Genomic DNA, 18,651 nt, shown 5'->3' with positions numbered 1-18,651 from the left:
TACTTATGTTTAAAAAGAAAACTCCCTCATGGAAAAAACATACCGTTTCCACGGATGCGGTCCTTAAAAAAATAGAACCTGGGATGCATATTTTCATCGGCACAGGAACAGCCGAGCCCAGAACCCTGGTCAATGCCCTCATGAGTTCCGAAGGCCACCGCCTGGAAGACCTGACCCTGATCCAGCTGCTCAGTTTCGGGGATGCGGTTTCCTACAAAGCCCTGGAATCCCACAGATACCGGCTGAGAACCTTTTTTTCAGGCTGGGTCTCGGCCGAAGCCATTACCGCAGGACGGGTGGATATGATCCCCTCCCGGTTTTCGTCCATCCCCGCCCTGATGAAAGAGGGACTCATCCCCATTGATGTGGCCTTTATCCAGATCACCCCGCCCAGTGACAACGGATACTGCAGTCTGGGGTTAGGCGTTGATGTGTCAAGGCGTGCCATGAAGCATGCCGATCTTGTGATCGGTGAAATCAACGAGGACATTCCCTTTACCCTGGGAGATACCTTTGCCCACATTGACGAATTTGACATGGTGATAGAGTCAAAGGTTCCGCCCTTTTATTTTCCCAGGTATCCGGTGGAACCGGTATTTGACAAAATTGCAGAAAATACCGCATCCGTCATTGAAGACGGCTCCTGTATCGCCTTTACCTACGGCCCCATTTACGAAGCCCTGCCCAAGTATCTTGTCAGAAAAAAAGAGCTGGGAATCCATACCCCGTTTTTTACCGACGCCCTAATGGAACTTGCAGAAAGCGGGGCTGTGACCAACCGGCAAAAGGGCATGTTCCGGGGGCGCTCTCTCACCGCCTATGCCCTGGGATCCAAAAAACTCATGCACTGGCTCAATAAAAACCCCATGGTGGAATTCCAGAGTATTGACAAGGTATTCAACCCCATGGAAATCGGGAGAAACAGAAAGTTTGTCATGGTGCTTCCGGTGCGGAGGGTGGACCTGTCCGGCAGGGTGGCCCTCCACTCCAGCTCCTCCAACATTTCCGCAGGCCCCGGCCAGATTGCAGATGTGCTCAACGGGGCTGAAATTTCCCCCGGGGGATATACCATTGTGGCCCTGCCCAGCCGGAACCGGGACGGGGTGGCCAATATCCGCCTCTTTCTGGATGATTCACCGGACCTGCTCAGCCTGCCGGAGTCTGTTGATCTGGTGGTCACGGAATTTGGCGTGGCCCATCTCAAGGGCCGAACCCTAAGGGAACGGGCCCAGGCCCTCATTGAAATTGCCCATCCCGAAGACAGGCCCGGTCTTGTGGACGGCGGAAAAATGGAAAACCTGCTCTACCCGGACCAGATGTTTCTTGCGGACAGTGCCCATTTTTATCCCAAAGAGATAGAGACCACCCAGACATTTAAGGACGGCCTCAATGTCAAATTCAGGGCCATACGCCCATCGGACGAGGAACAGATGAGGCGGCTATTTTACAGGTTCTCGGACAAGGCCATCTACTATCGGTATTTTTCACCCATCAAAACCATGCCCCACTCCAAGATGCAGGCCTATGTCAATGTAGATTACAGGGATGTTATCTCTGTGGTGGGCATGGTGGGAGAGCCCGGCAACCAGACCCTGATTTCAGAGGCCAGGATAGCCAAATACCCGGACAAACCCTTTGTGGATATTGCCTTTGTTGTGGATGAAGACTACCAGGGGAAAGGAATTGCCACCTTTTTATTCCAGATGCTGACCCGCCTGGCAAAGGAACGCGGGGCCGTAAAAATGACGGCGGATGTCCTTTCCTCCAACCGGGCCATGCTCAAGGTCTTTGAAAAGGGTGAGTATCCCCTGACGGCAAAACTCGAAGGCGGGGCCTATGCCCTGAGCATTGACTTGACCCAGACCGCCCGGTAAAAAACCAATCTAAGGCAGCCCCAAACGGGGCTGCCTTAGATCACACAATTTCAAAAGAGTTCTTCCATGGCACTGACCCTTATCTGCCCAGACAAAGACCCGGCCCCTTGGATCAGGGCCCTGAACGACGCTGATCCAAAACTTGAAATCCGAGTATGGCCCGATGACCATCCCAGAGAAGAGATTGAGCTGGCATTGACCTGGTCCCATCCTTGGGGATGTTTAACCCTTTATCCCAACCTTGGATGTATCTCCTCCATGGGTGCGGGCGTGGACCATCTGCTCTCAGATCCTGATTTGCCCGGGGATATTCCCCTTGTCCGCATAATAGACAGCGGCCTGGTCAGTGATATGGCTGAATACATCCTTTTGGCCGTGCTCTCCCATTTCAGACAATTTGACATTTATCACAACCGCCAGTCCCATCAGGACTGGCACCCCCTTGCCCCTCTGGACAAAAAAGACTTTTCCATCGGCATCATGGGCCTTGGACAATTGGGAAGGGCTGCTGCCCAGCAATTAATCTCCCACGGATTTTCAGTAACCGGCTGGAAAAACAGTTCCGGCACAATACCGGGAATCCCAAGTTTTTACGGAAAAGAACAGCTTTTCGAATTTTTAAGCCAAACCCGTGTATTGATCTGCCTTCTGCCCCTCACCCAGGCCACCTGCCGCATCTTAAACAGCCAAACCTTTTCCAGACTCGCTCGGGAAAGCTATCTGATCAATGTGGGCCGGGGAAAGCACCTGGATGAAAACGCCCTGATACCGGCCCTGGACAGGGGGCTATTGTCCGGCGCCTGCCTGGATGTCTTTGACAAAGAACCGCTGGAACCCGGCCATCCCTTCTGGTCCCATCCGAAAATCAAAATCACCCCCCACATATCAAGCCTTACCCATCCCGCATCCGTGGCCCCCCAGATCATTGAAAATCTGAAAAGATTGAGAACGGGCCGCCCCCTTTTAAATTTGGTTGACCCCCAAAAAGGGTATTAACCCGAACCTGCCAGAATGGATTATAGATCAGTGAATATCTTTTCCCAGCTGGCCGCACCCGGCAGAGACAGACCGTCCCTTGCTCCAGCGCTTGATCACAAATATCCCCTTTTGGGTCAGGCTGTCTGCAAATGTGTGCATCTCCTCATCACCGGGGCTCTCATGGTCAAAGGCATCAATGGGATTATAGGGGATGAGGTTGAGCCGGACCGGCAGAGGATGAATAAATTCTGCCAGATGCTCTGCATGGGCAGGGGAATCATTCACCCCTTTGATAAGAATATATTCAAATAAAAAGACCCCCCGTTTGGGAAGGGGATAATTCATCAGGGCGTTTTTAAGTGCTGCCATGGGCCAGGTGTTGTTCACCGGCATGAGGCTTGACCGGATGTTATCATCCGAGCCGTTAACAGAGATGGCCAGGCGGATGCCGGGCAGGTTCATCTTTCCCAGCCGTTCAATGCCCGGCACAAGGCCGGCAGTGGACAGGGTGATATGGCGCAGGGCAATGTCAAACCCTTTTTGCTCGTTCATGATCCCCACCGCAGCCATGACAGCATCAAAATTATCAAAAGGCTCTCCCATACCCATGAACACAATATTTTTAATATCATGACCCAGAGCATGGCGGGCATTAAAGACCTGGCCCACAATCTCCGAGACCAAAAGGCTCCGCTTGAATCCCATGCGGGCGGTTTCACAAAAGGCACACCCCATTTTGCATCCCACCTGGCTGGAGACGCAAAGGGTGTTGTGCCGGGCCATGGGAATGATGACAGACTCTATTTTCAGCCCGTCTGACAATTGGGTGATAAATTTTGTCAGGTTCTCTTCCTTAAAGGTCTTGATCACTGTTCCCGGATCAAGCAGAAGGTTTCCTTTAAGGGCTTTTGCAAATTGGAGAGAAGCGGTGAATTCAGGAGCAGATAAAAATTTAAAATTGCCTTTTTTAAATACCTCTTTGTAGAGGGAATGGGCATGGTAAGCCCCCTTGGCGTAGTCTTTTTCAAAAGTTTTTACCAGGCGGTCCAGGGAAAACGCCAATATGTTGATCTGTTCTCTTTCCATCCCTCTATCTTTACCATACTTCCATGGAAAAAGGCCATGAAATACCCTGCTGCCTTTATGTACACCCCCAAAAAAGGATTGTTTAAGCTAATTTTTTTTCTTGACCCATGGCCAAAAAACCGATAGAGGATGGTGACATTCTCTAATCCATGTTCACGGGAGATTCCACAATGACTTCAGACCAGGGCCAGCCAAATCCATGAAATTCAATTTTCAGGCACTGCCGGAGAATACTTTAAAATCTGGATTGTGAATCTGTTTTTAACCATTATCACCTGCGGCATATACGCTGCCTGGGCCAAGGTCAGAACCCGGCAATATTTTTATGCCAACACCACCATTGCAGGTCACCCGTTTGACTATCTTGCCAACCCTGTCAACATCCTCAAAGGCCACCTGATCGTGGGCGCCTTGTTTATCTGCTATCTGGTAACTGAGCAGTTCAGCCCTGAATGGGCCTTTGTCTTGATCGGCCTCTTTTATATGGTTTTTCCCTTTCTGGCCTATAAATCCATACAATTTTACACCCATAACTCGGCCCACCGAAATATCCGGTTCACATTCAAGGGCACCCTGAAACAGAGTTATCAATTGTTCCTGCTCAAGCCGCTGGTCATCCCCCTGACCCTTGGGCTCTATTTTCCCCGCTGGATCTACCAGCGGAAAAAATGGGTTTTCGGTCATTCAGGCTTCGGGTCCACCATGAACGAATTCTCGGCCAGTTCCAAGGTGTTCTACAAAGCCTATATTTTTGCCTCCATTCAATTTATCCTGATCTTTGCGATCCCCCTATGCATCATGATCGCCTTTGTCTTTATGACAGAGGGAATGTCCTCATCCCAATCCATTAAAAACCCTCAAATGCTGAGTATGGCAAGTCTCTCAATTTTGGCCAGTTACACGGGGGTGATTCTGGCAGGTGCTGTCTCCCAGCAATATATCTTTTCAACAATTACCAATCACTGCTGGAATTCAAGCCGCCTTGGCCATGTTTTTATCAACAGCCGCCTGAAAACCGGGCGGCTTGTTTTTATCCAAGTCACCAATATCCTGGCCATCCTTTTTTCATTAGGGCTGATGATGCCCTGGGCAAAAATCAGAAGAACCCGCTATATCCTGGAATCCCTCTCAATTGAAACCGGCCAGTCCCTGGATGAATTTACAGCCGGAAACCAAGAAGAGGTGACGGCAGTCGGGGATGCTGCCGTGGATTTCTTTGATTTTGAAATTGGATTATAATGAAACTCCAAGGCTTTTTTTTTGACGGAAAAACAGCCCGGGCAAGACCGTCAACCCTGGTGTTTAATCAAGGCAGGATCACCGTTCAAACCGACAGCAAAACGGATTTTATCCTTGACTGCCCAATTGAAGACGCTCTTTTTGTGCCCCAATTGGGACAGACCCGGCGAATCATAAAATTCAGCCAGGGTCAGCGGTTTGAAACAGAAGACCACCCGGCTGTCCAGCAGATAGAATATGACCAGGGCCTGAACCGAACCTTTTTTCTCATCCATTTTTTTGAAACCCAATGGAAAACCGTTCTGGTCTGCCTGCTGGGACTTGGCATTCTCATTGCCGGACTTATTACCCAGGGACTTCCCCTGATTGCAACCCATATTGCTGACAAACTGCCCCGGGATATTTTGGACAAGACCAGCCTTAAGGCCCAAACACTTATCCAAGAACAAATGCTCAAGCCTTCAGGCCTTGATCCTGAAAAAATCAAGGAGATTCAAACCCTTTTCAACGCCCTGGTCAGGGATATGGAAACAAAGGAGTCAGATTTTTCATTTTCCCTTCACTTTGGACAGAGCAGGGCAATCGGGGCCAATGCGTTTGCACTGCCCTCAGGTACGATTTTTATAACCGATTCTTTGGTGACCATGGCAGAAAACACCCGGGAAATTCAGGGCATTCTCATTCATGAAATCACCCATGTCACCCAGAGGCATGCCTTGAGAAACCTTATCCAGAATACAGGGCTCTTTGTCATCATCTCTCTGGTGGCAGGAGACGGGGCATCAATTACCGGCCTGGCCGTCAGCCTGCCTGCCCTTTTGCTGGAATCGGGATATTCACAACAATTTGAACTTGACGCAGATGCCGGGGTGGCACTCTACTTCAAAAAAAACGGATGGGATATTCACCCCTTTGAAAAGATACTCACCCGACTGACACAACATGATCCAAACCTGCCCGGGCATTCCTTTATCTCCACACACCCAAGAATTGACCAGCGCATCAGCAACTTGAGACAAATCATGTCAGCTGAAACTCCCCTTGAACAACATTGACCCGATTTCCAGCAGCCCCCTGCCGGTTCCGCCTGAACACCATGGAGCAACGCCTCTGTCGGGTCTTTACACCCCAAGGGTAAGCCCAAAAAACCGAGTGGCATGGAGTCATCCAGTTTATAAATTTCATTTACTTTTCACCCGATACGATTCAGCACCTGCCTAACCTGCTTATTCCCAACGAAAAATCCAGATTATTTTATGAATTTTGGCTTTTTACTTGACAGAGGGGCCATTAAAAAAATATGACTTGATTAACATCCGACAATTCAGTTCTTTCATCGTTCACGAGGATATGCCCATGGATATGAAGCGGAATTATTACGAAGATGTTCAGTTGCTCACCTCTCCTGTTGTGATTTTCTGGTTTGCTCTCCTCCTGGTTTTTCTTCTCTGTCTTCCCTTTGTTGTGACAAATTATTATGTCTATGTTGCCAACTACATTGCCATCAATATCATTGTGGCGGCAGGACTCAACCTTTTGGTGGGATATACCGGTCAGATCAGTTTGGGACATGCGGGATTTTTCGCCATTGGGGCATACGGCACCGTGATTCTCATGTCCAAGGCAGGCTTCCCTTTTTTTCTGGCGCTCCCCTGTGCCGGGCTGACCGCAGCCGGATTCGGGTTTCTCCTGGGCCTGCCCGCCCTCCGTTTGGAAGGGCCCTATCTTTCCATCGCCACCCTGGGATTCGGCCTGACCATCACCCAGATCATCGGCAGGATAGAAATGTTCGGGGGCAGGGAAGGGCTGCACACCCCCGATATTGTCATGGGACCCTGGATCATCGACACGGACAAAGAATTCTATTATCTTCTCATCACCCTCACCCTTTTCCTTGTCCTGCTCATGCGGAATCTGATCAAAACCCGAGTGGGACGGGCATTTATCGCAATCCGTGATGCAGATATCGCCGCCCAGACCATGGGGGTGAACATCGTATACTACAAGACCCTGGCCTTTGCGGTCTCTGCCTTTTACACAGGAATCGGGGGCGGACTCTACGCCTTTGTCCTCAAATTTATCGAGCCTGAAATATTCACCCTGATGATGTCCATCATGTTCCTGGCCATGGTGGTGGTCGGGGGCTTAGGTTCCATGATGGGATCTATCTGCGGCGCGGCCCTGCTCTGCTGGCTGGATCTTAAGCTGAGAAATATTCTGGATATCCCTTTGGTGGGGGACTGGCTGGAAACCCTGTCCAAATCCTGGTTTTCCATCACCGGGGTCTCCAATATCCAGTATATCGTATTCGGATCCATCATGGTGGCCATCATGCTCTTCGAGCCTTTGGGACTTTACGGGGTATGGCTCAGGACCAAGCGATACTGGCGTACCTGGCCTTTTTAACAAAACAACCAGGCCCGGGGTAGAGTTCAATAAAGACAGCAAAAAATATTTTAAGGAAAAACAATGGTGGATCTCATCCAGATGATTGTCAGCGGTATTGCAGTCGGCTCTTCCTACGCCCTCATGGGGCTTGCCATGGTGATTATTTACAATAACCTCACAAGTTCCCAACTTTGCCCAGGGGGAGATGGCTTTGGCAACCTCGTTTTTTACCATGATGATGCTGACCACCATGAACCTGCCCCTGTGGCTGGCCTTTGCCCTGGCCTTTGCCTTTGCCGCTTTTTTGGGGGCATTCCTGGAATTTGCCGTGCTTCGCCGGGCAAAGGAACCCAATATCCTGGGCACCATTGTCATCACCATTGGACTGGAAATGGTCATTATAGGCCTTGTTTCCTGGAAATTCGGTGCAGAACAAAAAACCATGCCCTTTCCCATCAGCCCCTATGATTCCTATATTTTCGGAGATATTTTCATTGCCAAACTCAAAGCCCTGACCCTGATCTCAGCCCTCGGGCTCATGATCCTTCTATTTGGATTTTTCAAATTTTCAAGGCTGGGCCTGGCCGTGAAAGTCTGCCAGCAAAATCCCACGGCAGCAAGAATCATGGGAATCCAAACCAATAAGGTCCTCACGATGCCCTGGGGGATATCCTCCATGGTCGGCACCACGGCAGGGCTGATGATCTCGCCCACCATCATGCATCCGTTCATGATGTGGGATCCCATGCTCAAAGGATTTGCCGCAGCCGTCATGGGAGGGATGACCTCATTGCCCGGGGCCGTGGTGGCAGCCTATCTTCTGGGCATCATTGAAAACCTTTTCGGCGGCTTTATATCCATTGAATTTAAATCGGTGGTGGCCTTTGCCATCATTGTCCTGGTGCTCTGCATCAAACCCAGCGGCCTGTTTGCAAAGCATTACATTAAAAAAGTATAGCCAAAGGAAAAATCTGAGTCCGTCATTAACCATACCCAAAACAAGGAGGATGTCATGAAAAAAGGATTGATTATTTTATCCTGTCTGGTTTTTCTAGCAGGCGCAAGTTTTTCGGCAATGGCCGGGGAGGGCGTCACCGACAAAGAAATCCATATCGGGCAGTGGGGACCCCAGACAGGTCCTGCCGCAGCCTGGGGATCCGTGGCCCGGGGCACCGGGGATTATTTTAAATGGATCAATGCCAACGGCGGCATCCACGGCAGAAAGATCGTCTACCACATGTTTGATGACGGGTATAACCCGGCCAAGACCAAGGCCGGGGTCAAAGAACTTCAGGAAAACACCGGCATCGGGCGCATTCCCATTTTCCCGGTTATACCGCTGGCACTGGATTGTGCATGTTTGCCATCTGCTTCAGGCAGTTCCAACGCCCTGCTTTATAAAATGATCGCAGCATAATCATTTTTTCTGCATTCTCCCGATACCAAAAGATGCATGGACCTTTAAGACGTAAATTCACGACTCTCCGAATCGAACTTTCAATAGCACCGCTGCCAATAGGTAAGTTCAACGCTTTTACAGTTGAGAAATTAAGCCTCAGTTCATTGCGCACAAAATAATCCCGTTCCGTCTTGATAGCCTTACTGTTTCTGCCTCTACAAAGCTTCTGGACGGCCTGTACCACCTCAATCGCCTTTCCCTTCAGCAGAAGACCTCGCTGCTTCAATACCCAGCGTTTGCGTTCCTTGGATGACCAGGTCTTCCTTAAGCCTGCTACTGTACCCAGATGCTCAACTGCATGGTAGAAATCGAGAAGTTCATACACACGCTCAGGAGCCAAACCCAATGCTTTTAGCAGTCCGGGGATTCGATTCCAAATCCAATGTGCCCCATCTGCAACAAACAGTATTTTGTCTGAGTTCTGAATATGAAGGGAGTTCAAATAACCCTTTAACAAGTGGAATACACCATCCGGTCCATTGAAACAGCCATCAATAAATGGTGAAAGAGGGCGTTCAAAATTCTGTGTCAGTTGAATGAAAGCTGATATACTCAGCTAAATAAGGAGAACTGACATGACCGAAGAAAACACCGAATTTGATTTTCAAAAAGCCCTTAAAGGCATCCAGGAAGGTAAACCCTTCACAGGTAAGGGCGGCGTCCTTACATCATTAATCAAAAATCTTGCTGAAGCTGCTCTTGAAGGAGAGTTGGAGTCCCATCTCGGGCAGGAAGTTTCTGCCAACCGCCGTAATGGAAAAAGCAAAAAGACCATTAAATCCCTGGATGGTAAATTTGAGCTGGAAACCCCGCGTGACAGGGCCGGAACCTTCTCTCCACAGATCGTCAAAAAACATCAGACAACGCTCAGCGATGAAATTGAAAGAAAGATAATAGCCCTTTACGGCCTGGGCATGAGTTATAATGATATGGCTTCCCATTTACAGGAAATCTATGGACTTGAGATTTCAAATGCCACTCTGAGCACCATTACCGATAAAATCATCCATACCGTCAAAGAATGGCAGGCCAGGCCGTTGGAAAATGTGTACCCAATCGTATGGCTTGATGCCATACATTATAAAGTACGAGAAAACGGAAAGGTCGGCAGCAAAGCCGTTTACACAATTCTTGGGGTGAATATCGAGGGCCGCAAAGAGGTTCTTGGGCTGTACATATCCGAGAATGAGGGTGCGAACTTCTGGCTGCAGGTGTTAACAGACCTTTCAAACCGAGGGGTAAAAGATATCCTGATTGCCTGTGTTGATGGTCTAAAAGGTTTTCCCGAGGCCATTGAGACCATATTCCCGGACACAGAAGTTCAACTCTGCGTAGTCCACCAGATCCGAAATTCATTGAAATACGTTGGTTCCAAAAATAAAAAGGAATTTATGGCAGATCTAAAACGTGTTTATAAAGCGGTCAATAAGGATCTGGCCGAAGAAGAACTGGATATCTTGGAAAATAAATGGAATGACAAATACCCGATTGTGATAAAATCCTGGCGGAACAACTGGGAACGCCTCAGTCATTTCTTTAAATATCCAGAAGAGATTCGACGGATAATATACACCACAAATACCATTGAGGCTGTGCATCGACAGTTTCGAAAACTGACCAAAACAAAGGGATCATTCCCGAACCAGGACAGCCTGTTAAAGCTGCTTTACATGGGGATCCAGAACGCCAGTAAAAAATGGACAATGCCGATTCAAAATTGGTCACTGACAATTTCCCAGTTGGCAATTTTCTTTGAAGGCCGGCTGGATAAAGAGCTGGGAATTTGATAGGGATTTATTTACAGATGGAAAAGATGGTTCCAGGAACTCCACTCCAGCAAAAGTCAACTCCTCCGACGTGGCTGATTGAAGGCCCATTCTCGGACCTGACTTTTACTTCCGCTGGCGCTGAGGCAGATCCGGGAACCGAAACCGTGACACAGAATTCTGAACATTCCTTGGTGAAAAGCTTTTTTCTTGTTTTCCATGGGCGTCCACTACATAAATGATCAAAAGCTTGGGTTCTCGCCATGCCCCACGAAATCGGGTTCTATCCTTTTGGGTTTTTGGTCCCCTTTTCTTCTCTCTGAGCCGAGTGCGGCCACCATCAGTGCTGATAACGACTCGCCGCCCTTCAAGTAAATCTCCATCATTTAATGGGATTCGGCCCGCTTGTTGTTCGGCTCGAGCCCGCTCTGCGTACCGATAGGTCAGTTTGCGGATGACCTTTATACCCAACGTCATCCCACGGTCACAAAGCACTTGACGGACTTCTTCAAAAGAACTTAATAAGGCTGACCAAGAACTCACCATAGAAGCCAAAGCAGGCGAGCAGCGATCATGGATTCCAAGAAGGATTAAACCAGCGTATGCACCTTTATATCTTTTTCCTTTTCGGCGGTCACAGGACCTTCGATAGTATCGAACATGAATATCAACCGAACTATCTGTACAAAGCTGAATCCAAACGGTCTCAAGCCCTTCGCTTTTCATCCGTCCCGGCCAATTGGACATCAATTCTTTTTCTTGGTCGACCTGTTCAGAGGAATCTACTGAGGCCTGGATCTTTTTTTTAAAAAAAAGGCGCTTATCCGATTTGTATACTCAAGGATTTCCTGCTCCATCTGTTCTAATTCGTTAGCGTTACGAACCAAGCGATTTGGATCTTCTTCCAGTTCTTTGAGGCATGCAAGGACTTCATCAACAGTATTACAATCTTCAGCTTTCTTCATTAGCACAATCCATTTATGTTCATTTCAGCGTAACAGAGGATATCATTCTTTTTGCTCTAAAAGACAGGCCTTTTTAAAACCGGGAAAATGGGAATGCGCCCCTTAGGACAGCCCATGACCGAGGCCGCAGCCAGAACCCTTATGGCCCTGCTGCCATTGGAACTCAAATCCTGCGTCAGGGAACTGGTTCTGCCTGGACCCAGTCTGACCTATGCGCTATTGTCCGCCCACATGATCATTTTCTGGCTCAGCCAGGATTCCAACGTGACACCGCCGGTCTGCTTGTGCGGGTTTACTGCGGCAGCCATTGCCAAAACCCCACCCATGACCACGGGCCTGGCCTCCTGGAAAATTGCCAAAGGACTTTACATCATTCCGCTGCTCTTTGCCTATACCGCCATTTTAAGCGGGAGCCTGGCGGTAAAACTGGAAATTTTCGCCTTTGCTTTGGTCGGGCTCTTGTCCCTAGCCTGCGGGCTCCAGGGCCATATCAAAACAAAACTCTCCCTTTTGACCCGGGCCCTGCTCCTGGCCGCAGGCACAGTCATGCTATGGCCGGGACTCATTCTTGTCCACCTTGCCGGCCTGGCACTCTTTGCCCTGATCTGGTATCTGCAGGGAAAAACCAGGCTCAGGCAGTGTACCCACAGAGACGATCCACCCGGTCTGTGAGCCGGTTGAGCCGGTCTTCCAGATCCTGGCACAGGAGGTTGAGCTGGTCGCCGCCGATCTTCTGAGGTATGGCCACGGGCTCGCCAAAGCCGATGACCATGCGGCTGAACGGTTTAGGAAGTATGGTTTTGTCCCAGGCCTTGGAAAAGGTGATGACCCGGTTTCCGGAACAGGCCATGGGCACAAACAACGCCCCGGTCTGGGCGGCCAGGGCCACCATGCCTTTTTTCAATTTCCGTGGCGGGCCCTGGGGGCCGTCTACGGCAGTGCCGCAAAGATATGTTTTATCCCCCTTGTTCATGACCTCAATCATCTGCTGAAGGGCCTGACCGCCACCCTTGGAGGAGGATCCCCTTACCGGGGTATAACCAAACTGCCGGGCAATGGCCGCTGTCATCTCTCCGTCCAGACTCCGGCTGATCATAATCAGCCGGTCCCCGAGATTTCGAAAAAAATAAAACAAAAAAATGGAATGCCGATGCCAGGACGAACCCACCACGTGATGGGGAATGCCAACCTGCTTAAAATGGTCATTATAAACCTTTGGGTTGATAATGGTTATCCTCACGGTGGCAAACCATAGGCGGGCCAGCCAGGCGGCTGAATACCCGATGATAGCGGCTTTGGTTCTCTGCTTGAATGAGTGGGCCATGACGCTCCTTTATTTAATTTTAGGCTCTTTGCCCTGTTTTTCAGGATAAAACTCCCCTGAAACTACTTAGATCATGACCGGTAAATTGTCAAACCACGTCCCAGATCCACCAGACAGAACCACCTTTTTCGTTGCCTTGGTTTGCGCCTCACTGCGACTTGTACACCTCTTTGGTTGCTCGTTTGGCGCCGCAATATGGTACCGCCTGGTGGCCTGGCAAGAAAGGGCAATCAATGGTGGTCTTCTGTCCGCCCAGGTAAACTCAGTCACAATACAAACTCCGTATTGGTTTGTTTTGGTTATGCTTGGCAAAAACTCATTTTAAATATCTGGCTATTCTTGACAAAACAGACCAAAAATCATATACCTGTGGCTGGATATGACCCAAAAAGAAAATAGATCATGAGACCTGGACAGCGCTTTTCTCAAAAATTCAGTGGTTTGTACTCTCTTGCCGGGCCGGCCCTTGTATTCATACTTATCTGCCTTTCCTGCCCCCCCCCTTTTTGCCCGGCAGGTTCAAAAAGATCTGGACAATGACAAGATAAACGACCAGGTCCTGACTTACAACAGCCAGGGGATTCTTCTCAGGGTGGAAACCGATATGAACCATGATGGTTTCAGCGAACAGGTCCAGGTCTATGAAAAAGGCCGCCCAGTCCTCGTGACAAGGGATTTGGACAATGATTGCCAGATGGACTGCAAAGATTATTTTCAAAAGGGAAAACTGATCCGCCAGGAGCGGTTTTCCCCCAAAGGCAAGCGGGTTCAGATATCCTTGTTTGACGCCCAAGAACAGGTCTGCCTCATGAAAAAAGATACCACAGGCGATGAACAATTTGACACCCTATACTATTTTAAAGCGGGGCGCCTCACCCATAGTACCCAGGATCTTGATGCCAACAAAACCCCCAATCTCTTTACCTGGTATAAAAATCAGATGCCTGTGCGCCGGGAAAAAGATGAGGATGAAAACGGTATACGAGAGGAGATCCTCTTGTTTGACGGCAAGGGACAGATGGCCAAACAGATGAAGCAGCCCTTTGACAAGGAGAGGTACGAAGAAATCATCCTTTTTGAACAGGGGATGATCAAGACCCGGAATCAGGATAAAAACCATGACAGCCAGACGGATGAAATCACCTGGTTTAAAAACGGGAGGCCTGATTTTCAGAAAACAGACCATAATTTCAATGGCGCCTTTGATACCCACACCCGATTTGAAAACGGGGTCATTGCCTTCCAGGAAAAAGATACCAACCATGACGGGAAATTCGATTTTTTTACGGTGTTTGACGCCAAAGGCCGGATCAAAAAAATCCAGGAAGATACTCAGCACACCGGCAAAATAGACAAGATCCGTCATTTTACCGAGGGCGACCTGAGAGTTATCCTTTTGGATCATGACCAGAACGGGGTGTTTGAAACCCAATCCCTGGTGAAAGAGGGACAGGTTCGCCAAAGCTTTACCGATAAAAACCAGGACAAGGTCATGGACCAGACAATTTTCTTTTCTGCCACCGGGGCCAGGGAAAAACTGGCGGATGATACCAACTTCAACGGCAGGCCGGACATGTGGCAGTTTTACAAAAACAATGGCCTGGAACGGTTGGAAAGGGATGAAAACGGTGACGGAAAAACAGACCTGAAGGTCTTTTACGGACCGGGTGCCGTGAAAAAACGGTTGACCCGGGATTCGGATTTTAACGGGTATTTTGAAACCTGCCAGGTTTACGATGACCCCCAATGGACCTTGGTGACCACCCAGGACTTTAACCGGGATCACCACCCTGACATTTGCACCTGCTATACCGGTCAGGTGATCCGGGTCAAACGAACAGATGAAGACCTGGACGGAAAAATAGATCTCATCGAATACTATACCCTGTCAGGCGCTCTTGAAAAACAGGTGGAAATCAGGACAAAAAACGCCAGCTTGACCTGGTTTTACAACCAAAAAGATACCCCGGAGCGGGCAGAAGAGGACCTGAACGGGGACGGAAAAACAGATACCTGGTATTTTTATGCCAAGGGTATGGTGACCCGGGTGGAAGAGGATAGCAACCAGGACGGTCAACCCGACCTCTGGGAAACCTATGATGAAAACGAAACTTTGGTCAAACGGGAAAAAGACCTTGATTTTGACGGGCGTCCCGATTTTATAGCAATGCCGATAATTATTTATACATCCTGATAATTTCATCAATCGTTTCGTTTTCATTGTATTCACGGATGGTTTTTAGGGCCGCAAAATCGTGTTCAATCGGATTGAGATCCGGTGAATACGGGGGCAAAAACAAAAGAGCTGCACCAGTTCTTTCGATCAAATATTTGGTTTCTTCGCCCTTGTGGAAGGATGCGTTATCCATCACAACGACATGATTATCGTTCAGATGTGGACTCAACTGGTGTTCGATCCAAGCATTAAAGATATCCGCATTGCATGTTCCCTGAAACAAAAATGGTTCTTCAAAACTATATTCGATGCGGGCAGCAATCAAAGACGTTCGAGGGTGCTTTGTTCCTGCAATCAAACCATGAACACGCTGCCCTTTGAGAGCATATCCATAGCGACGGGTTGTATAAGGCGAAAAGCCGCTTTCATCAACATAAACAAACGTTTTGCAACGACGTACATAACGTTCACGAAGACGAAGATATGCCTTTCTTTTGCTGTCGCTTCGCTCCCTGTATCCCGTCATCTTTTTTTTCGAGTGATTCCGAGTTGTTTCATATTATACCAGATACAGGCACGGGATACTCCGAAATGCTGCGCCCTTTCCGATTGTGTCATGTCATCATTTGTCTCCACATGGAGGCGCAAAGCTTCCAGATCCAAACTTCGTGGTCCTTTTGGACCGGGTTTCTTGTATGACAAACCATCTTCGGCAGACGTCCAGTTGTGAACACTTCCACGGGATACATTAAACTGACTGGCAGCTTCCGTCTTGCTTCCTCCATTTTCTACAAAATCTATAACGCGTTTGCGTAAATCTGATGAATATCTCATGGGGAAAATATAAGTTGTATAAATCCTTGTTCAAGTAATTGTTTGCTCTGATATATAGATACAAACAAGGCATCTTCCTTAACCGGGGGATGATCCAGGAGGATAATCATGCTGGAATTCTTATCAAAGGGCGGGATCCTGGTGATCCCCATTCTCTTCTGTTCAATCCTGGTGCTGGCCATCTTTTTTGAACGGCTCATCCGATACGCCGTGAACCGGTCCCGGGGAAAGAATATCGAAAAAAAGGTGGCAAAACTTGTCATCAAGGGTGAAATGGACCAGGCCCTGGACGCATCAAAAGAAGCAACTCTCCCATGGGCCGGGTGCTGGCCACAGCCCTGGTGGCCAGGGACCTGGACCGGGAAACCCTTGAAATTGTCATGGCCAATGCAACGGACCAGGAGGTCAGGGATCTGTCCGCCTATCTCCAGACCCTGGCCACCATCGGGAATATTGCCCCCCTGCTCGGGCTGCTGGGCAACATCATGGGCATGATCAAAGCCTTTATGGTCATCCAGGAGATGGGAGGACAGGTCAATGCCGCCGTCCTGGCCGGAGGCATATGGGAGGCCATGCTGACTACGGCATTAGGCCTTGCCGTAGCCCTGCCCACCATGGTGGCCCATTCCTATCTTCTGGCCCGGGTGGATGATTACCAGGCCCGGATCCAGGACGGGTCTGTCCGCTTCCTCCCAGCCCTGGCCCAGAACAACGGCAGGTCAATATGAAGCTGTTTGCAAAAAAAGCTCAGCCCTACCAGATCCAGGCCCCCTTAACCTCCCTGATCGACATTGTGTTTTTGCTGCTCATCTATTTTATGCTGACCACCAATTTTATTGTGGAAGAGGGTATCAAGATCAAGCTGCCCAATGCCAAGGCATCAGCCCCCCAGGTCCGGCGCGAAATCACGGTGTTCGTGGACAAAACAGGCCAGGCCTATATGGAGAAAAAACCTGTTCCCATGGCGGCCCTGTTCACTCAGATCAAAACACGGATCAATGGGCAGCCCGACCAATTGGTCGTCATCAAGGCTGACAAGACCGTGATCCTGAACAAGGCCGTGCAGGTCATGGACATTGCCAAGGCAGCCGGAGCTGCACGGCTCTGTCTGGCCACGGAAAAAGGGCTGTAACCTTTGGCCGGCATTCTTCAAAACCCCAACTGGCTCCTCAGGGGCTTTATCCTGGTCTCCATTGGCATCCATCTGGTCATTGTGCTCCATTTGACCGGGATTTACCAGAGCCGGGCGGTCTCCTATATTGAATTGTCCATGCAGGCCCTGTTCATGAAGGCATTGTTTTTACCACGGCCAAGGAATACTTTGACCTGCTCAACCTGAGGATCCACAGTGTTAAGATCTATCCTGAATCAGCCCGGGCAAGGCATATCGAGGGAAGGGTCAAGGTAGAGTTCATCCTGAACAATGACGGTTCCATGACCGCCCTCAAGGTGGTGACCCCCTCCAGAAGCCCCAAGCTTAACCAGGCCGCCATGGAAGCCGTTAAAAAGGCCTTACACGTCCCTGGCCCCGGCAGGCCCCGGTCATCAGTCATGGGCCTGATCCTCTTGTTTTGGATCGCATCCTTAATCTTTGCACAGGTTCCGGCAGAGGCAAAGACCATTCTCAAGGACATGGTCGGACGCCGGGTTGAAATCCCTGAAAATGTCACCACCATTGTCACCACCATTGTCACCACCTTTAAGCCGGCCACCATCATGGCCTATTGCCTGGGCCTTGAACAAAAAATCTGCGGCATGGACAACTCCTCAAGAAAAAGTCCTCTGCTCCAGGCGATTTATCCGGGTACCCGAAAAATCATCGGGGTAGGACAAAAAGCCACAGGGATCAACATGGAAACCCTTGTGGGACTGGCTCCTGACCTGGTAATTCTCTTCTCCCAAAAAAACGGACGGGTTCTGGCAGACCGCCTGAACACCCTGGGTATTCCCGCCATTGTCATTGTGCCCGAGACCTTTGACAGCATCAAAACAGCCATGGATATCATGGGAAAAGCCACGGGGACTTACGATAAAAGCAGGGCCGCTGCCCAGGAGATGGACAAGATCCTCGGCATAACAGACCAGAGAATTGCCCGCCTGGATCCCTTGATGAAAAAAACCGGATATTTCGCCTCTCCCATGGGCTTTTACTCCACAGCCACAGGCGCCATGCTCCAGCACAAAATTTTTAAACGGGCCAGCATTATCAATGTTGCAGGCGGCCTTGAAGGATATTTCCAGAGAATCTCACCGGAACAGCTGGTCAGGTGGAACCCGAATATCATTGTATTGTCCAGCCATATGGCCGAAACCGAACTCAAAGGATTGAATATGCCCCCCCCCCCCTGGACCGGGTCTCAGCCGTGTCTTCAGGGTCGGTTTTCCGATGCCCCTCTTCCCTGGCACCCTGGGACTTTCCCTCTCCCCTCTCTGTGCTGGCCACCCTCTGGCTGGCCCAAAAGGCATATCCAGAACAATTTATCGGCATAGACCCCCTGGACCGGGCCGATGATTTTTTTCTCAGCCTTTTCGGCAAAAGCCTGACCCAGATGGGGGGAAGGC

At 49.5% G+C, this 18,651-nt stretch carries 19 protein-coding genes and 3 pseudogenes; 15 read left to right on the top strand and 7 right to left on the bottom strand.

The window, feature by feature from the left end; all coding sequences use genetic code 11:
- Positions 1-5: 5 nt before the first annotated feature.
- Complete coding sequence (locus tag HUN05_03865; GenBank protein WDP84391.1) at positions 6-1,874, top strand: GNAT family N-acetyltransferase; 1,869 nt, start codon at positions 6-8, stop codon at positions 1,872-1,874.
- A 66-nt stretch (positions 1,875-1,940) separates the two neighbouring features.
- Positions 1,941-2,870, top strand: coding sequence for a glyoxylate/hydroxypyruvate reductase A (locus HUN05_03860; GenBank protein WDP84390.1), 930 nt, complete (start codon positions 1,941-1,943; stop codon positions 2,868-2,870).
- 27 nt (positions 2,871-2,897) lie between these two features.
- On the opposite strand, the gene rlmN is transcribed toward HUN05_03860, so the two are convergent.
- Positions 2,898-3,938: a 23S rRNA (adenine(2503)-C(2))-methyltransferase RlmN gene (gene rlmN, locus HUN05_03855; protein WDP84389.1), complete on the bottom strand. Its 1,041-nt coding sequence runs from the start codon at positions 3,936-3,938 to the stop codon at positions 2,898-2,900.
- 195 nt (positions 3,939-4,133) lie between these two features.
- Between rlmN and HUN05_03850 the strand changes: the two genes are divergently transcribed.
- From HUN05_03850 to HUN05_03830, 5 genes and pseudogenes are all read left to right on the top strand, one after another.
- Positions 4,134-5,177, top strand: a complete 1,044-nt coding sequence (locus HUN05_03850; GenBank protein ID WDP87911.1) for a DUF898 domain-containing protein — start codon at positions 4,134-4,136, stop codon at positions 5,175-5,177.
- Positions 5,177-6,232 carry a M48 family metallopeptidase gene (locus HUN05_03845; protein ID WDP84388.1) on the top strand — a complete coding sequence of 352 codons (1,056 nt, stop codon included), beginning with the start codon at positions 5,177-5,179 and terminating at the stop codon, positions 6,230-6,232. Before HUN05_03850 ends, HUN05_03845 begins: the two co-directional genes overlap by 1 nt.
- Before the next feature lie 301 nt (positions 6,233-6,533).
- Positions 6,534-7,583, top strand: coding sequence for a branched-chain amino acid ABC transporter permease (locus tag HUN05_03840; GenBank protein ID WDP84387.1), 1,050 nt, complete (start codon positions 6,534-6,536; stop codon positions 7,581-7,583).
- Positions 7,584-7,646: 63 nt separating this feature from the next.
- Positions 7,647-8,523 (top strand): annotated as a pseudogene (locus HUN05_03835) (branched-chain amino acid ABC transporter permease).
- A gap of 54 nt (positions 8,524-8,577) precedes the next feature.
- A complete protein-coding gene (locus HUN05_03830; protein WDP84386.1) occupies positions 8,578-8,982 on the top strand; it encodes an ABC transporter substrate-binding protein in 405 nt (134 codons plus the stop codon).
- Here the strand turns inward: HUN05_03830 and HUN05_03825 are convergent.
- The gene (locus tag HUN05_03825; protein WDP84385.1) at positions 8,897-9,466 is read right to left on the bottom strand and encodes a hypothetical protein; all 570 of its coding nucleotides are present in this window, start codon (positions 9,464-9,466) and stop codon (positions 8,897-8,899) included. The two genes, HUN05_03830 and HUN05_03825, sit on opposite strands and share 86 nt — an antisense overlap.
- Before the next feature lie 133 nt (positions 9,467-9,599).
- Here HUN05_03825 and HUN05_03820 point away from each other — a divergent pair, with 133 nt between their 5' ends.
- Complete coding sequence (locus HUN05_03820) at positions 9,600-10,811, top strand: IS256 family transposase (protein ID WDP84384.1); 1,212 nt, start codon at positions 9,600-9,602, stop codon at positions 10,809-10,811.
- A gap of 105 nt (positions 10,812-10,916) precedes the next feature.
- Here HUN05_03820 and HUN05_03815 read toward each other — a convergent pair whose 3' ends face one another.
- Both HUN05_03815 and HUN05_03810 read right to left on the bottom strand, forming a co-directional pair.
- The gene (locus HUN05_03815; GenBank protein ID WDP84383.1) at positions 10,917-11,516 is read right to left on the bottom strand and encodes a hypothetical protein; all 600 of its coding nucleotides are present in this window, start codon (positions 11,514-11,516) and stop codon (positions 10,917-10,919) included.
- 56 nt (positions 11,517-11,572) lie between these two features.
- Positions 11,573-11,755 (bottom strand): hypothetical protein, encoded by a 183-nt coding sequence (locus HUN05_03810; protein ID WDP84382.1) that lies wholly within the window; start codon positions 11,753-11,755, stop codon positions 11,573-11,575.
- A gap of 93 nt (positions 11,756-11,848) precedes the next feature.
- On the opposite strand from HUN05_03810, the gene HUN05_03805 reads away from it, so the two are divergent.
- The gene (locus tag HUN05_03805) at positions 11,849-12,427 is read left to right on the top strand and encodes a hypothetical protein (GenBank protein WDP84381.1); all 579 of its coding nucleotides are present in this window, start codon (positions 11,849-11,851) and stop codon (positions 12,425-12,427) included.
- Here the strand turns inward: HUN05_03805 and HUN05_03800 are convergent.
- Complete coding sequence (locus HUN05_03800) at positions 12,387-13,079, bottom strand: lysophospholipid acyltransferase family protein (protein WDP84380.1); 693 nt, start codon at positions 13,077-13,079, stop codon at positions 12,387-12,389. The two genes, HUN05_03805 and HUN05_03800, sit on opposite strands and share 41 nt — an antisense overlap.
- Positions 13,080-13,545: 466 nt before the next feature.
- Here HUN05_03800 and HUN05_03795 point away from each other — a divergent pair, with 466 nt between their 5' ends.
- Positions 13,546-15,273 (top strand): hypothetical protein, encoded by a 1,728-nt coding sequence (locus HUN05_03795; protein ID WDP84379.1) that lies wholly within the window; start codon positions 13,546-13,548, stop codon positions 15,271-15,273.
- Here HUN05_03795 and HUN05_03790 read toward each other — a convergent pair.
- The gene (locus HUN05_03790; GenBank protein ID WDP84378.1) at positions 15,257-15,781 is read right to left on the bottom strand and encodes an IS630 family transposase; all 525 of its coding nucleotides are present in this window, start codon (positions 15,779-15,781) and stop codon (positions 15,257-15,259) included. The two genes, HUN05_03795 and HUN05_03790, sit on opposite strands and share 17 nt — an antisense overlap.
- Entirely contained in the window at positions 15,778-16,089 is a 312-nt protein-coding gene (locus HUN05_03785) for a hypothetical protein (GenBank protein ID WDP84377.1), read from the bottom strand. Before HUN05_03785 ends, HUN05_03790 begins: the two co-directional genes overlap by 4 nt.
- 108 nt (positions 16,090-16,197) lie before the next feature.
- On the opposite strand from HUN05_03785, the pseudogene HUN05_03780 reads away from it, so the two are divergent.
- From HUN05_03780 to HUN05_03760, 5 genes and pseudogenes are all read left to right on the top strand, one after another.
- Positions 16,198-16,817 (top strand): annotated as a pseudogene (locus tag HUN05_03780) (MotA/TolQ/ExbB proton channel family protein).
- Positions 16,814-17,221 carry a biopolymer transporter ExbD gene (locus tag HUN05_03775; protein WDP84376.1) on the top strand — a complete coding sequence of 136 codons (408 nt, stop codon included), beginning with the start codon at positions 16,814-16,816 and terminating at the stop codon, positions 17,219-17,221. Before HUN05_03780 ends, HUN05_03775 begins: the two are co-directional and overlap by 4 nt.
- Positions 17,222-17,224: 3 nt before the next feature.
- On the top strand, positions 17,225-17,428 hold the full coding sequence (locus tag HUN05_03770; GenBank protein ID WDP84375.1) for a hypothetical protein: 204 nt from the start codon (positions 17,225-17,227) through the stop codon (positions 17,426-17,428).
- Positions 17,353-17,619: pseudogene (locus HUN05_03765) on the top strand (energy transducer TonB). Before HUN05_03770 ends, HUN05_03765 begins: the two are co-directional and overlap by 76 nt.
- Complete coding sequence (locus HUN05_03760; GenBank protein WDP84374.1) at positions 17,524-18,579, top strand: ABC transporter substrate-binding protein; 1,056 nt, start codon at positions 17,524-17,526, stop codon at positions 18,577-18,579. Before HUN05_03765 ends, HUN05_03760 begins: the two are co-directional and overlap by 96 nt.
- Positions 18,580-18,651: the final 72 nt, after the last annotated feature.

This window comes from Desulfobacter sp. (genome assembly GCA_028768545.1).
Taxonomy (GTDB): Bacteria; Desulfobacterota; Desulfobacteria; order Desulfobacterales; family Desulfobacteraceae; genus Desulfobacter.
Note: the sequence above shows the minus strand (reverse complement) of the source record. Positions and strands in the feature narration are given on the sequence as shown.